This is a genomic window from Paenibacillus marchantiophytorum, assembly GCF_014640555.1.
Taxonomy (GTDB): Bacteria; Bacillota; Bacilli; order Paenibacillales; family NBRC-103111; genus Paenibacillus_E; species Paenibacillus_E marchantiophytorum.
The window spans coordinates 1-14,599 of sequence record NZ_BMHE01000030.1 but is presented as its reverse complement, the minus strand read 5'-3'; the positions used below and the strand labels follow the sequence as shown (position 1 = coordinate 14,599).

Genomic DNA, 14,599 nt, shown 5'->3' with positions numbered 1-14,599 from the left:
GAGAGAACCTATTGATGGCTAAGAAAAAAGAAAATGAGACCATTCGACGTCTTGCTCCTGATTTTACACTTCCTGCATCGAATGGAAACAACGTATCCTTGCGGGACTATAGAGGGAAGAAGCTGGTTATCTATTTCTACCCCCAAGACAATACCCCTACCTGTACACAGCAGTCCTGTGATTTCCGGGACTATAATGGCAAGTTTGCAGAACTTGGAGTAGAGGTAATTGGGATCAGCCCTGATGAGCTGAATGCCCATCATAAATTCATCGCCAAGTTTGAATTGCCTTTCTTGCTGCTCTCAGACCCTGAGCATCAGGTGGCTGAGCAATTCGGCGTATGGGCGCTTAAAAAGTTATATGGACGCGAATACATGGGGATTGTTCGTTCTACGTTTCTCATTGATGAAGAGGGATACATGGTGAAGGAATGGACGAAGGTGAGGATTAAGAATCACGTGCAGTCTGTTTTGGACGCAGTTCTGGGGGACTGAGGGGAAGTAGGGCAGTTGCTGCCAAGACCCAAAGAAGGAGTTAAGCGAACCAGCCGCTTAACTCCTTTTCTCCTTTTCTCTTACTCCGTAACCAACCGCAAACCCATCTCAGCCTCTTTAATCCGATCCAGGTTCTTACGATTGTTAATCAACAAGGATTGCAGCGTGGCTGACAACTCCTCGAGTGTTGCTGAAGCTTCTTGGCTAATAGCAGCAAGATTGTTCGTGGAATCGCTAATCGTAACCGATGAATTGCTGATGCGGTCCATTAAATCGCCGTAGCTTGTCGAGAGCTCTTTCAGCATCGTAACGGAATCCGTGATCGACTCGAAGGCTTGCTTCGTTTGGCCCGTGATCTCATTGCTTTGATGCATGCGTTGGGAAACTTGGTCCATACGGGAGCGGGTTTGATTGGACAATGAGGTGAACTCCTGCAGCTGCTCCGAGATACGAATCGCCGATTTAGCCGTCATATCGGCTAGTTTTCTAATTTCATTCGCAACGACAGCGAACCCTTTCCCGTGCTCCCCGGCTCTGGCTGCCTCAATACTGGCATTGAGGGAAAGTAAATTCGTTTGATTCGCAATATCTTGAATCGTTTCACTGAATTGGCTGGTTTCGTCCAAGCGTTCAATGAGGGACACCGTATCTTGCGACACAGCTTCAATGTCCTTAGTGAAGATCGCGAAAGTATCGGAAAGCAGCTCCATCCGGCCTCTTCCTTGATCAGATAGGGAGGCGGCTTCCGTTGTTTTGCCAAGCAGCGTATGGATCGAGTTGGACATCTCTTTGATAAGGCCGTTCATGTGGTTTACGGAATCATTAATGGAAATGGTCGAATCCACTTGGTCGCCTGCGCCTGTCGCGATATCTTGGAAGGCATTATTCATTTCATCAAAGGAGGACCCGTCTTCTTCACCGGACTTGGTAATGGATTGCAAATGCTCTGTAACCAAGGTCACTTGCTTCAATGCTTTCTCCCGCTGTTCTTGCTGCAGGGCAAGGAATTGCTCCGCTTGTGACCTAGCCTCGGACATGCTTTTGTTCATATAGCCCGACACTTTCAGAGCAGCGAACATTAAGACGCTAATTAAGATGAAATAAATGATGTAGGTCGGGGCAACCTTGGGATCCAAGTGAAGGGCATCTTTTTGGGCTATAAACATATAACAAATAAGGAAAAGTCCCCAGGCGGCGCTGATCAGCCACGGAATCATTCGCATGAAAATAAGCGCCATGATCATCAGATAGTAAATGGAGAATATATTGGTGATATCGGCATTGGTCATGAGCTGAACCGTCGTGCTTACACCGCTTGCGATAATGGCAAAATAACATAAATAGTGGATGAGTTTTCTGCTGAAATGCAAATAACCGTAAATCACTAAAATCGAGGTTTCAAAGATAATCGTAAATTTCATTTTCATGTCCATCATGCTGGCGCCTAAAGCGAAAATGCTCATGTAAATCATTAATGTAGTGGCAGCAATCGCTAAAAACACAACAAAATTTCTGCGAATTACATCCTTGTCCCTCAGTGACACCTGTGAATTGTTAGTTTGATTTTGCCCGAATAGGCTTGTCGAAAAACTCACCGCAACCCCCTGCTTCCTGTCGAAAATTGTCGTCTTCATCTTTGTTAAGTTCATTCTGCGCAGCCCGTTGGAATTCCTCTTCATTTCGTTCCATAGAAGTGACATACTCTGGGTCATTCTTCCATATACTCTATCAGCAAAGCAAAATGATAGAATAAGCGGAGGGATCATCGGATGCGCTTTCAGGTACAACGTGCAGCCATTTGGCAGAAACGAATTCAAATTACGTTAGTAGTTCTATTACTAGTCTCTCTCTTTTCCTATGTGATCCCAGCGCAAGCTGCCGACGATGCGAATGAGGGGCAAGATCTTTATCACAAACTGCAAACAGGCAAGCGACTTGCGGACGAGAAGAATGAGAAGACGTATGAAACACCAGAACAGCCAACCGTATATTTGACGTTTGATGATGGTCCGAGCAAGCTGACCTCGCAAGTATTGGATATTTTGGAGAAAGAGGATGTGAAAGCTACGTTTTTCGCACTTGGCGAACAGGCTAAAGCGCATCCGGATTTGGTCAAAAGAATTGTGAAAGAAGGACATACCTTAGGCAATCATTCCTATAATCATGTATATAAAGAGCTCTATAGCGATTTTCAAACGTTTTGGGATCAAGTGCAGCGCAGCGAAGAGGTATTCGCAGATATCGTGGATGTGCGGCCGCAACTGGTTCGTGCTCCAGGGGGGACCTATACGAATTTCGATGCCTATTACTACTACTTCCTGGAACAAGCAGGTTATACAACCGTGGATTGGAATGTAGATAGCGGCGATTCCAAAAGAGCGCATGTCCCCGTTAATGAAATTTGGCAAACCGTGAAAAATTCGCCGCTTGAGCATGAGATTACCGTTTTATTCCATGATGGCACTGGGCATGAATCGACGGTAGAGGTATTGCCGCAAGTGATCGCCTATTATAAAAAGCTAGGCTACGCCTTCGCTCCGCTTACGACGCAAGTGAAGCCTAAGCAATTCTCACTCGGGAAACCGAAGTGGTCAAGAAACATGAACCTAGCGCACTTTCAAGCGCTTCTGAAGGAAACGCAGCAGTATGCTGTAGCTCATCTGTCTCAGCCCGATTCAAACCAGCTAGAAGCGGAGCAGCAGCTTATTCAACAGACCAAGGTGGCGAGAGAAGAGTCGGCGCGAATATTATCCGCACAATCGGCTATACCTCTGGAGGTACATATCTCGGGAGGCAGCAGCTTCACTTTGGAGCCGACAGAGTATCAATTGCGCGCGAATCGGATTGAATTGCCGCTGCGTTTTCTCATTGAGAAAATAGGGGGGGATGTCCAGTGGCAGGCAGAGACGAGGACGGCTAACGCGCATTATGGGGTCTATGATCTGGAGTATGATTTGACGGCTCGAAGCATCAGGTTGTTTACGTTGGGTACGCTTTCTGCTTCCTATTCTTTGGCGGATATGGAACTGCTGGAAGGGAAAATTATTGTGCCATTGCGCAAAACGATAGATTTGTTAGGTGGACGAATTACAGATTCTGTCATTGAACCAAGCAGACGCGAAGTGTCTATGGCTTTCCGCCAGTTCTATTTATTCAAAGAGACTAGCAGTCTTCTAAAAAACTCTCTTTTTACCATGGGGGGTCATGTCTAAAATAGTAGAGGGATGGAAAAACTAGAAGCATACCTTATGAAGGAGGCTTCTTGTCTATGGCGTCAGAAACCCGGATATTCGATCAGCCACAGCCTCTTGTGGAACGGATGATCATGAACGTAGAGAAAGTTATTGTTGGCAAAAGAGGAACGATTGAACAGGCTTTCATTGCCATGCTGAGCGGCGGCCACCTCTTGCTGGAGGACGTGCCAGGTGTGGGCAAAACGATGCTCGTGCGCGCTTTGGCTAAGACGATTGGTTGCGAGTTTAAGAGAATTCAGTGTACCCCGGATTTATTGCCTTCGGATGTGACAGGAGTGTCTGTGTTTAATGCGAAATCAGGAGATTTTGAATTTCGTCCTGGTCCTTTAATGACACCTATTGTATTGGCAGATGAATGCAACCGCACCTCTCCTAAGACGCAATCGGCTTTCTTGGAGGCGATGGAGGAGAAGCGGGTAACGATTGACGGCGTTGGTTATGAGTTGCCCAAACCCTTCGTTCTGTTAGCGACGCAAAATCCGGTCGATTACGAAGGGACTTACGCGCTGCCGGAAGCGCAGATGGACCGTTTCATGATGAGGCTGACGCTTGGCTACCCAACTGCGGAGCAGGAAATCCTGATGCTGGATCGGTTTCAGGATCGCCAACCCTTGGATCATCTGAGGCCGGTAATCGTACAGGATGAGTTCGTTCAGCTGCAAAAAGAAGCCGCCGCAGTTCATGTGGATAACACGCTAAAAGAATTCATTGTCCGTCTTGCTGTAGCGACGAGAGCTCATGCTGATTTGTACTTGGGCGCAAGTCCAAGAGCTTCCTATGCGTTGATGCGCGCTTCCCAAACATCCGCTTATATGAAGGGCAGAAGTTTTGTAGTGCCTGACGATATTAAAAATTTGGTGCTCCCTGTGTGGGCGCATCGGCTTCTATTGACCTCAGAAGCCCGTATGACAGGCAAATCGGCTGACACGATTTTGTCTGGTTTGATCGCTGCGTTGCAAACTCCTGTTCTTCGTTATGTTTCTTCGAAGTAGGGGGCCTATCTATGAAAAGCTGGGGTAAATCATCGCTGCTCATGGTTGGGTGTGTGCTTGCTGTTTGTTTGGTCTATTGGCAGGGCGGATTCGCTGCTTGGTATTTGGGAATTTGTTTGCTGCTGATTTGGCTGCAAGCTGGCCTATTTTACGTGTTTGCGCTGCAAGGATTGGCGGTCAGCAGACACCTGTCCAGTGAAGTACTCCTTTCGGGGGAGGAAGTAAAGGTTCGATTAAGCGTGAATTATCGGGCGCGCATGCCTTTGCCTTGGATTGTCATGCGGGAGAATTGGGTCCATGAAGGAAGCGGAGCGAAATTGAGTTACAGCAAGCTGCTGTTCCCGTGGTTTCAATCCGAATTAGTGCTGCATTACAAAATAACCGGTCTGATGCGCGGCGTCTATCGTTTCGCGGGCTTTGAGGCCGTATCCGGTGATTTGTTTGGTTTTGCTATTCGCAAAGTTCACCGAGATGATCTGCATCGGTGTGTCGTTTATCCACGGCCCGCTAGCTTGGACCGATCGGTCATGATGTTCCAGGCCGAGGATGGCGAGGTGCCTACTGCCCGCGGCCCCAAATCCGAGACGCCGCTGGTCAGCGGTGTGCGTGAATATGTCAGCGGTGATCCCTATCACCGCATCCACTGGAAGTCCACAGCCCGGCTAAGCCGGCTGATGGTCAAAGACCCTGAGCAAGCCTCATCCGCGAAGCGGATGCTGCTGCTCGATGCCGCGCCTGCGGCGGGTCCAGCGGAGGCGGCGCAGCCGCTGCTGGAGAAGGGCGTTGCCCTTGCGGCGGGCTTCTTCGAAGCCGCGGCGGGCGGGCGCGAGAGCTGCGGCTTCGCCAGCAGCTCGAACAGCCGGCGAATCGCTCCGACGATTCGCCCCGATCTGCCTCTCGCGTACGAAGTACTCGCGAGCGTGGGCGGCAAGCCCGCCCTAAGCTTTCCTGACCTCGTCAGGAAAGAAGCGGCGGCCTTGCCGCTGGATACGTCGATGCTGTGCATCACATCGACGCTGGATTTGGCGCTGGTGCGCGCGATCGCGGATAGCGGCACCAGGCGCCGGTCCGTGCACGTGATCTACGTGCACGCGCGGCCCTCTCTCTCGGTCGCCGAGAGAGAAGGGGCTTCTCAGCTGCAGGCCGCAGGCTGCAGCTTCACGGAAGTGCCGCATCCGCTGAGCCAGTGGCCCAAGCAAGGGGGTGTTGCGGATGCAACCGCTTGAGCCGCGCCGCGCAGGCGCTCCTTCACACGCTTCACGCCCCGCCGCCATCCCATCACGTCCATTCTTCCGGGCAAGCGCCATCCCGCAAGCATCTCTAACCACACCAAGCACGTTCTTCCGCGATTGCCTTATCTCACTGCTGCTTTTCCTGCTCATCTCAGAATGGCTTCGCCCATTGGCCTGGATGGCAGACGCTGACATCCAAATCGGCCCGATTCTAGTCGTGTTCGGGATTTGCATCGCGATAGACTGCTGCAAAGTTCCCCTGATTGGGGCATGGATTTCCAAAGTCGTGGTCATCGTGCTTTTCATAGGGTTTATGTTTGATCGCAATGGGTTTCTGAGCGGAGCATGGGTCATCGATTTGGTGAACATGCTTTCTCAGGATATCGGTCACCTTGCGCGAGCTCACTTTGACCTCATCAGCGGTCAGTTGCGCACATTGTTGTTTCTGCTCGGCTGGTCACTGCTGATTTCCGTGGTGCAGGCGCTTATGCTGCAAAGGCAACACAGCCTGTGGTTTGTTGGGACAACCCTTATCTATTTGGTATTGCTGCAAGTAATGTTAGGCGCGGATACAGTGCCGGGGATTATGCGCACCATCGGTTATGGCTTATTTCTTCTGGCCCTGCTCAACCTCTCGCGAATTGAACAAACCTATGGGTTCACATCTGTGCGCCCGGGCAGCTTCTTTCAATGGCTTGCTGTGAGTTTCGTCTTTGTTGCTGCACTTGCTGGTGCGGGGTGGTTCTCCGCGAAACAGGCGGAGCCAACTCATTTAATGAAACCGGTTAGTTGGGGATATTTATATGATCGTATGTTCGAGTTATACAATGGTGATAAAGCATCTAGCACGGCGATAGCCAAATCCGGGTACGGGCAGGACGACTCCTCACTCGGAGGTCCACTCCAGGTGGACACAACAACCGTATTTACAGCCAAAACCTCCGAATTAACGTACTGGCGCGGAGAATCCAAAAACGTCTACGACGGCAAAGGTTGGACCCAAACCGGTGTTACACCGGAACCGATCCCAGCGAATGAGGCAGCGGGTACGAATCGGGCACTTACACAGGAAATATTATGGAGCGACAAATCGCCGAGTAAGCAACTATTCCTGGGTGGGAAACTACAGAGCGTCGACATGCTCTTAACCGAAAAAGGAAAACCGCTATCACCAGATTTCTTGCTGGTGTCCGCCGCTTCAGGCAAAATATCTCTTCCGGAGATCATGGATCCCTTATCGTATTACAAAGTCACTGTCCAACCCGTACAAGTTGATCCGATTCTGCTAAGTACAGATACAACCAGCTATCCGGCTGGACTTGCGAGTGAGTATCTGCAACTGCCGGCTTCCTTGCCGCGGTCTGTACGGAGCTTGGCTGAGCAGGTGACAGCGAACAGTCCGACGCCATTTGCCAAAGCCGTAGCGATTGAACAGTATTTGAGCCACACCTATCCCTATAGTTTGGAAAAGTCGACGCATCCCAGCCGCAATGAAGACTTTGTCAGTCACTTTCTATTCGTTGATCAGATGGGGTATTGTGATCATTTTTCAACTTCGATGGTCGTCATGCTTCGTTCCGTCGGTGTTCCGGCCCGTTGGGTCAAAGGATTTGCACCAGGTACGCTGCTGAAGGGAAGCGAGGATGAACAGCTCAAGGAAGTGGCGGTGGGTAACCAGGATGCGCACTCGTGGGTAGAGGTCTACTTTCCTTCCGCAGGGTGGGTGCCTTTTGAACCTACGCCGGGTTTCTCAGGGATGTCTTTGGATTATCCACATGAGATTTTGACGACGGAGGCCATGGCGCGATCCGAAATGACGGCCTCTCTGGCCAACATCACGAAACCGAACCGATTTACTGCAAATCCAAGTGAATGGCTTCAAACAACGAAGGAGACACTTATTCATATCGCCAATCAGTATCGGGAAGCATTCATGATCCTCATCGGCTGTTGTTTCTTATTTGCGGGTCTTGTTCTATTGCTCAGGCGAAAAGGTTATCTGTATGCAGGGCGGCTCCATGTTCCCTTTTACATAAACAGGCCATCTGATTCCCACCCCTTGATCCCTTATATGGATCGATTATGGATGCAGTTGTTTCGCAAATATGGCCTGAAATCCAAAGATCAAACGATCCGTGAGTATATCGGAGCCTTGAAATTCCTTCGTCCTGCCCAGCAGCAAGCCTTATTGTCGTTTGCCCAGATCTACGAAAGCGTGCGTTATGATGCAGCTCATTCGCTGCCCTATTCGAAGCGGGAAATCACGGCAATTTGGAAAGCCATTCAAAAGACACATTAACCCCCTTTACATCCTAGGTACCTAATGTTTAAAATTAGTACCTATAAATAGCGTTAGGGGTACAAGCCCACTCGCTATGAAATTAGGAGGAACGGATAATGAGTAAACCGAGTGAAATGATCGTCGTTTTAGATTTTGGAGGCCAATATAACCAACTGATTGCCAGACGGATTCGTGATTTGGGCGTGTACAGCGAATTGCTGCCGCACAACACCACGATGGAGAAAATCCGTGAGCTTCAGCCTAAGGGGATTGTGTTCTCAGGCGGTCCGTCAAGTGTATACGGAGAAGGAGCTCCAGCAGTAGATGCAGCCATTTTCGATTTGGGTATTCCGATTTTGGGGATTTGCTACGGCATGCAGCTGATTGCTCACCAATTGAACGGTAAAGTAGAACGCGCGCATACGCGTGAATACGGCAAAGCAGATCTTTCCTTTTCGAACGAAAGCCCGCTCGTCAAAGGTTTGGATGCGAAGCAAACGGTCTGGATGAGTCACGGTGACCACGTTTCCGTTCTTCCGGATGGCTTCGTGATCGAAGCAAGCACGGATTCCCTGCCGATTGCAGCAATGAGTAATCGTGAGCGCAATATTCACGCGGTTCAATTCCACCCGGAAGTTCGTCACTCCCTGCAAGGGAACGAAATGATCCATAACTTCATTTATGGCGTTTGCGGTTGCGAAGGCGACTGGACGATGTCCTCTTTCGTGGAAGATATGATCAAAGAGCTTCGCCAAGAAGTTGGCGACAAGAAAGTGCTATGCGCGCTTAGCGGCGGCGTAGATTCATCCGTTGTAGCTATTTTGCTGCATAAAGCCATTGGTGCCCAGCTGACGTGTATGTTCATTGATCATGGCTTGCTGCGCCAAGGCGAAGCAGAGAGCGTTATGGATACATTTGTCGGTAAATTCGATATGAAAGTGGTTAAAGTCGATGCGCGTGACCGTTTCCTCGGCAAGCTTGTCGGTGTGGACGATCCGGAACAAAAACGTAAAATTATCGGCACGGAGTTCATCCGTGTATTCGAAGAAGAGTCCGCTCAATTCGACGACTTCACGTTCTTGGCGCAAGGCACGCTTTACACGGATATCGTAGAGAGCGGTACAGCTACTGCTCAAACGATCAAATCCCATCATAATGTTGGCGGCCTGCCGAAAGATATGAAGTTCAAGCTGATCGAGCCGCTCAAAACCCTGTTCAAAGACGAAGTGCGTAAAGTCGGCGAAGAGTGCGGTCTGCCTTCCGCGATCGTCTGGAGACAGCCTTTCCCAGGTCCGGGTCTAGCGATCCGTGTGCTTGGTGAAGTAACCGAGGACAAGCTGAAAATCGTCCGTGAATCCGACGCCATCCTGCGCGATGAAATCGCCAAAGCCGGCTTGGATCGCGAGATCTGGCAGTACTTCACAGCCCTTCCTGGCATGAAAAGCGTTGGCGTTATGGGCGATGCCAGAACATACTCCTACACCGTAGGTATCCGCGCCGTGACTTCCATCGACGGAATGACCGCCGACTGGGCGCGTATTCCGTGGGATGTGCTTGAGAAAATCTCGGTTCGTATCGTGAACGAAGTCGAGAACGTGAACCGTATCGTCTACGACATTACGTCCAAACCGCCTGCTACGATTGAGTGGGAATAGGTTGGAATAATATATTTAAAAAAACTCCCTTCTATTTGCGTTGTTTAGCAAATAGAAGGGAGTTTTTTTATAAGAGTTTATATGTTTTGGAGTGAACGCGGAGATACTCCAGCTGCCTCGCGCGGACGTAAGGGAACTACGGTCCGCTATTCTAGCCAAAAGTGTCAGTATCGGGAAGTTGAGGGAACTACAGTACGTTATTTTGCTGTTTCATGGGAATTTCAACGCTTTTTGTGGAAATAAGACCCTGTAGTTCCGCTATACCCCTCGCATCCCTACTTTTTGCCTAATTAGCGTCCCCTAGTTCCCTTACTAGGTTTTACCGCTAAGAAGAGGCTGATCTATCAGAGTGGCGAAGCCGTTTTTCTTATGACCAAGATTAAAGAACTGATCGTGGAAAAGAAAACAGTCATTTTTCATCATTAGAAAGGATTAACTCATTTACGCGTAAAGTTGTATTATCTACACACAAATAAGCTTCATTGCAGGCTTTGGAAAAATACTTCATGACGTTTGAATTTAGTAATTGGTTAGAGAAAAACCAATTAGGATAAAGCTGCACATATTTCTTATCAGAATACATTCCTTTTATATGATTCCATATTTCACCGAATTCCTGAATATGATTTGGGGTTACCAAATCTCCATAAATAGGCGCCTCAAATTTGCGGCTTAATTTTACATGCCTAATATTACCGGATGAAATAGATACTCCGCGAAAGTGATATAAATCCAATACCAAGGGATTTAACTTTTTTTGATTTAACAACAAATTAAACATTTCTTTAGACTCATTTTTAAGATTTTCTAATCTAACTTCAATTAGAATACTCTTCGATGTTACGATACGCACATGGAACAGCTGTAAAGTTAGTGTCTACATATTGAAAATACTCAGTTTTAGTTTTTTGTTTTAGAAGACTGGTATCCATATCTTCAAAATACATTATTAATGCAACTCCTTAATTTGTAGTGAAAGGAACATAGATGTTATCTGGCAATCGTATAGCCTAATTCAACTACGTTCGAATATGCAGTCCTTTTAGGAGATGATCCCAATAAAGCACCAGTAAGGTTCCCAGTTACCTTAGTGCGATAAACATATTTGATTTATACAAATTGATGTAATAACTGAATTAATTAACAATAATACCTCTTACGTTTCAAATAATAAACCTAAAACATCTAGATAATTTGTTGGTATTCATTTAGACGTTGTAAATACTGTAAATACATATCTTGATATAATATGAATACTTAGTGAGTATTTTGAAGAGTTCCATTAATAGGAAAGTCAGAAAAGACGAACGTTCTAGGAAAAAATACCACAAGAATGTTCGTCTTTTTTATTGACACCAGCGTAGTTCCCTACTAAAATGTGAGATGGATAACAGTTTTTCGTATAATCTTGGGGATTGGCCCGAGAGTTTCTACGAGATCACCGCAAATGATCTGGCTACGAAAAAAAGGAACGGTATCTGTATGAGTTACTACTACACTTTGCACCTAGCATCGAAGGCAGCTCTCATATAGAAGCTCCTTTTTCGTACCCGGAATCAGCATTACGATTCTGGGTTTTTTGCTGTTCCCCACCATACGTTTAGGAGGAGTAGGAAGATGGATCGCTTTTTTAAACTGAAACAAAACGGTACGACCGTAAGAACAGAAATCATGGCGGGGATTACTACGTTCATGACCATGGCTTACATCCTAGCAGTAAACCCGGACGTGCTTAGTGCTTTTAAATCGGGGGCTACCGGCGGTGACTGGACTTCGATTTTCTTGGCTACAGCGATTGCGGCGGGTGTAATGACGATTGCGATGGGATTGTTCGTTAATTTTCCTGTTGCGTTGGCTCCGGGAATGGGCCTCAATGCGTATTTTGCAACGATCATTTTAACTTCGCAAGGAAAGTTTACGTTTTCGATGGCTCTAACCGCCGTATTTATTTCGGGGATTATTTTTATCATATTAACGGTTACGAAAGTTCGGCAGATGCTTCTCGTTGCTGTACCGGACAGTTTGAAACATGCGATTACTGTAGGTATCGGATTGTTTATCGCAATGATCGGTTTTAAAAACAGCGGTATCCTAAGCGTTGCTGTCGAAAGCGGCAAAGATCTTAAAGCGCATCAGTACACCGATGTCCTTTCCTTTGAAACGATCTTCCATTTAGGTTCTTTACATGATAAGGGTGTTATTTTAACGATCATCGGGATCCTGTTGATTTCCGTCTTTATGGTGCTTCGTCTTCGTGGAGCGATTTTGATCGGTATTTTGGCAACTACGGTGATTGGTTATTTCATGGGTCTGGTTAACTTGAGTACGTTGACTAGTGCAGATACGACATGGGTTCCGGATTTGTCCAAGCTTCGTTTTGCGGATTTTGATTTTGCTGGCATCATGACAACGGGGATTGTCTCCGTGATTGCTACTTTTACGTTTGTTGAGCTTTTTGATACCTTCGGTACGATGGTTGGAACTGCTAACCGTGCAGGGATGATGAAGAACAAAGAAGAAGGCAACAAACGTGTTGGTAAAGCAATGTTCGTAGATGCTATCGGGGTTAGCGGCGGTGCACTGGTTGGAACAAGTACGGTTACGGCTTTCGTTGAAAGCGCGGCAGGTGTTGCTGAAGGTGGACGTACAGGTTTAACGGCAGTAACAACAGGCGTGTGTTTCTTGCTTGCTTTGTTCCTGGCTCCAATTGCTATGTTAATTCCAGGTTCCGCTACAGCGGCTGCTCTGATCGTGGTTGGTGTGCTTATGGTTCAATCCATTCGTGAGATCGACTTCCAAGACTTCGTTGTTGCGATTCCAGCTTTTCTTACCATTGTTTTGATGCCTTTCACTTACAATATTGCCAACGGAATTTCTTTTGGTATTGTGACCTATGTTGTTCTTGCAACAGCTTCTAACTTAAGCGGCAAAAGTCAGACAAAATATCCGATCCACTGGTTAATGTGGGTTCTGGCTATTCTGGTTGTAGCTCGGTATGTTTTTATTGGAAGCCAAGGTTAATAAAATAAATGGAATGACCGTCGAGCTGTGGGAGAATCCCATAGCTTTTTTTATTTCCTTGAAGTGATATTTGTAACATGCCTATCAACTCATTTATGATAGAAAGAGAATGAAGAGAACAGGGGAAATGAAGTGTTTAAAGAAATCCTATTTAGAGGCAAAAAAATCGATGTCACAACGCTCGTTATCTTGCTATGTTTCATGGTTATCAGCACTATGGCCATTTATAGCGCAACCAGTAACACGAAATACGCGGGGCTTCATATAAACAACTTGGTCATGTTTTTTGTGTTTTTTATCGTTATGCTAGCCATAGCTCTTGTTGATTACAAAGGAATTGTTCAGCACTTTTCAATTTACTTATATGCTGCCGGCATACTCATGCTTCTCTTTGTTAAGTTCAAAGGAATGACAATTAATGGCTCCACGCGTTGGATTAACCTTCATTTTATGCAATTTCAACCTTCTGAGCTTGTCAAAATCTTCGTAATTTTACTTCTTGCCAAGATGCTGAGTGCTAGGAAAGGAGAGTACTTGCGTCCGATTCGTGATATCTTACCGATGATTGTTATAGTAGGAGTTCCTTTCTTTATCGTTCTGGAACAGCCGGATCTAGGTACTTCCATTGTGTTTGTATGTATTTTAATCGGTATGATGTGGATTGGTAAAATTCCGATTAAACTCGCTTTAGTCGGGGGAAGTGCGATTGTTGGGGTAATTGGCAGCGTCACAGCTCTATATTTTTACAATTTGCCGTTGTTTAATAAAATCGTCAAGCCTCATCAACTGCATAGAATCCAAACGTTCCTGAACCCTGCCAGCGATCCAGACCAAAGTTATCATGTTCTTAATTCAATAAAGGCAGTAAGTTCCGGACAATTAATGGGTGAGGGTTATCTGCACGGGACAATGATTCATGGTGGTTATATACCGTATGATTATGCAGATTCCATTTATGTTGTAATTGGAGAAGAGTTTGGCTTTGTAGGATCGTCCTTGCTGCTTTTCTTGTATTTTTTCTTGATTTATCGAATGATCCATATTGCCATAGCATCTAAAGATCTCGCAGGCTCTTATATCATTATTGGTGTAATCTCGATGTTTACTTTGCAAATCTTCGAGAATATTGCCATGCATACGGGCTTAATGCCGCTTACAGGGATTGCACTTCCTTTCGTTAGTTATGGAGGCAGCTCTTTGATGACTAATATGCTTTGTATGGGTCTAGTACTGAGTGTGAAAATTCATAATGATTAGAAGTGAATAGGAGTGCGCGAATGAATACGCGTTCCTATTCATTTTTATTTATATAGAAAAAGCTTGCATTCTGTTTTTAGTTTTGTTATATTACTCCTTGTCGCTTCGGCGGTCGAACGAAAAGAACGAAAGAAATTAAAAAAAGTTCTTGCAATCGAATAGGCTGATGTGGTATATTGATCAAGTCGCCTTTGAGGGGCGAAGGATGAATATGGAAGAAATTGATCTTTGAAAACTGAACAACGAGTGAGTAAGCACGAACGAGCAATCGTTCAAAAAGAGATTGTAAAATCTCGCTAGCAAGTCAATGAGCATTTCAGCTTTCAGATATACGGACAAGCAATTGTTCGCTACTATGGAGAGTTTGATCCTGGCTCAGGACGAACGCTGGCGGCGTGCCTAATACATGCAAG

The 14,599-nt window shown here is 46.6% G+C and carries 10 protein-coding genes, 1 rRNA gene and 1 riboswitch; of the genes, 9 read left to right on the top strand and 2 right to left on the bottom strand.

Annotated elements, in window-relative coordinates:
* Window positions 1-14 precede the first annotated feature (14 nt).
* Window positions 15-494 carry a thioredoxin-dependent thiol peroxidase gene (gene bcp / locus IEY34_RS23440; RefSeq protein WP_189015674.1) on the top strand — a complete coding sequence of 160 codons (480 nt, stop codon included), beginning with the start codon at window positions 15-17 and terminating at the stop codon, window positions 492-494.
* Between the two features lie 80 nt (window positions 495-574).
* Here bcp and IEY34_RS23435 read toward each other — a convergent pair whose 3' ends face one another.
* Window positions 575-2,089, bottom strand: coding sequence for a methyl-accepting chemotaxis protein (locus tag IEY34_RS23435; RefSeq protein WP_189015672.1), 1,515 nt, complete (start codon window positions 2,087-2,089; stop codon window positions 575-577).
* Window positions 2,090-2,263: 174 nt separating this feature from the next.
* On the opposite strand from IEY34_RS23435, the gene IEY34_RS23430 reads away from it, so the two are divergent.
* From IEY34_RS23430 to guaA, 5 genes are all read left to right on the top strand, one after another.
* On the top strand, window positions 2,264-3,706 hold the full coding sequence (locus IEY34_RS23430) for a polysaccharide deacetylase family protein (protein ID WP_189015670.1): 1,443 nt from the start codon (window positions 2,264-2,266) through the stop codon (window positions 3,704-3,706).
* 56 nt (window positions 3,707-3,762) lie between these two features.
* Entirely contained in the window at window positions 3,763-4,740 is a 978-nt protein-coding gene (locus IEY34_RS23425) for an AAA family ATPase (protein WP_189015668.1), read from the top strand.
* Window positions 4,741-4,751: 11 nt separating this feature from the next.
* Window positions 4,752-5,966 (top strand): DUF58 domain-containing protein, encoded by a 1,215-nt coding sequence (locus tag IEY34_RS23420; RefSeq protein ID WP_189015666.1) that lies wholly within the window; start codon window positions 4,752-4,754, stop codon window positions 5,964-5,966.
* On the top strand, window positions 5,953-8,271 hold the full coding sequence (locus tag IEY34_RS23415; RefSeq protein WP_189015664.1) for a transglutaminase-like domain-containing protein: 2,319 nt from the start codon (window positions 5,953-5,955) through the stop codon (window positions 8,269-8,271). Before IEY34_RS23420 ends, IEY34_RS23415 begins: the two co-directional genes overlap by 14 nt.
* 98 nt (window positions 8,272-8,369) lie before the next feature.
* The gene (gene guaA / locus IEY34_RS23410) at window positions 8,370-9,908 is read left to right on the top strand and encodes a glutamine-hydrolyzing GMP synthase (protein WP_189015662.1); all 1,539 of its coding nucleotides are present in this window, start codon (window positions 8,370-8,372) and stop codon (window positions 9,906-9,908) included.
* Window positions 9,909-10,317: 409 nt separating this feature from the next.
* Here guaA and IEY34_RS23405 read toward each other — a convergent pair whose 3' ends face one another.
* The gene (locus tag IEY34_RS23405; RefSeq protein ID WP_189015660.1) at window positions 10,318-10,689 is read right to left on the bottom strand and encodes a hypothetical protein; all 372 of its coding nucleotides are present in this window, start codon (window positions 10,687-10,689) and stop codon (window positions 10,318-10,320) included.
* Between the two features lie 597 nt (window positions 10,690-11,286).
* Window positions 11,287-11,387: riboswitch (purine riboswitch) on the top strand.
* Window positions 11,388-11,525: 138 nt separating this feature from the next.
* On the opposite strand from IEY34_RS23405, the gene IEY34_RS23400 reads away from it, so the two are divergent.
* The 3 genes from IEY34_RS23400 to IEY34_RS23390 form a co-directional block, all read left to right on the top strand.
* A complete protein-coding gene (locus IEY34_RS23400) occupies window positions 11,526-12,929 on the top strand; it encodes an NCS2 family permease (protein ID WP_189015659.1) in 1,404 nt (467 codons plus the stop codon).
* 132 nt (window positions 12,930-13,061) lie between these two features.
* Window positions 13,062-14,186 carry an FtsW/RodA/SpoVE family cell cycle protein gene (locus IEY34_RS23395; protein ID WP_229757811.1) on the top strand — a complete coding sequence of 375 codons (1,125 nt, stop codon included), beginning with the start codon at window positions 13,062-13,064 and terminating at the stop codon, window positions 14,184-14,186.
* A 352-nt stretch (window positions 14,187-14,538) separates the two neighbouring features.
* Window positions 14,539-14,599, top strand: a 16S ribosomal RNA gene (locus tag IEY34_RS23390); the annotation flags it as partial.

What these genes read in the sequence shown, in the direction of transcription:
- bcp (WP_189015674.1), top strand. Translation starts at nt 15, where the DNA reads ATGGCTAAGAAAAAAGAAAATGAGACCATTCGACGTCTTGCTCCTGAT.
- IEY34_RS23430 (WP_189015670.1), top strand. Translation starts at nt 2,264, where the DNA reads ATGCGCTTTCAGGTACAACGTGCAGCCATTTGGCAGAAACGAATTCAA.
- IEY34_RS23425 (WP_189015668.1), top strand. Translation starts at nt 3,763, where the DNA reads ATGGCGTCAGAAACCCGGATATTCGATCAGCCACAGCCTCTTGTGGAA.
- IEY34_RS23420 (WP_189015666.1), top strand. Translation starts at nt 4,752, where the DNA reads ATGAAAAGCTGGGGTAAATCATCGCTGCTCATGGTTGGGTGTGTGCTT.
- IEY34_RS23415 (WP_189015664.1), top strand. Translation starts at nt 5,953, where the DNA reads ATGCAACCGCTTGAGCCGCGCCGCGCAGGCGCTCCTTCACACGCTTCA.
- guaA (WP_189015662.1), top strand. Translation starts at nt 8,370, where the DNA reads ATGAGTAAACCGAGTGAAATGATCGTCGTTTTAGATTTTGGAGGCCAA.
- IEY34_RS23405 (WP_189015660.1), bottom strand. Translation starts at nt 10,689, where the DNA reads ATGTTTAATTTGTTGTTAAATCAAAAAAAGTTAAATCCCTTGGTATTG.
- IEY34_RS23400 (WP_189015659.1), top strand. Translation starts at nt 11,526, where the DNA reads ATGGATCGCTTTTTTAAACTGAAACAAAACGGTACGACCGTAAGAACA.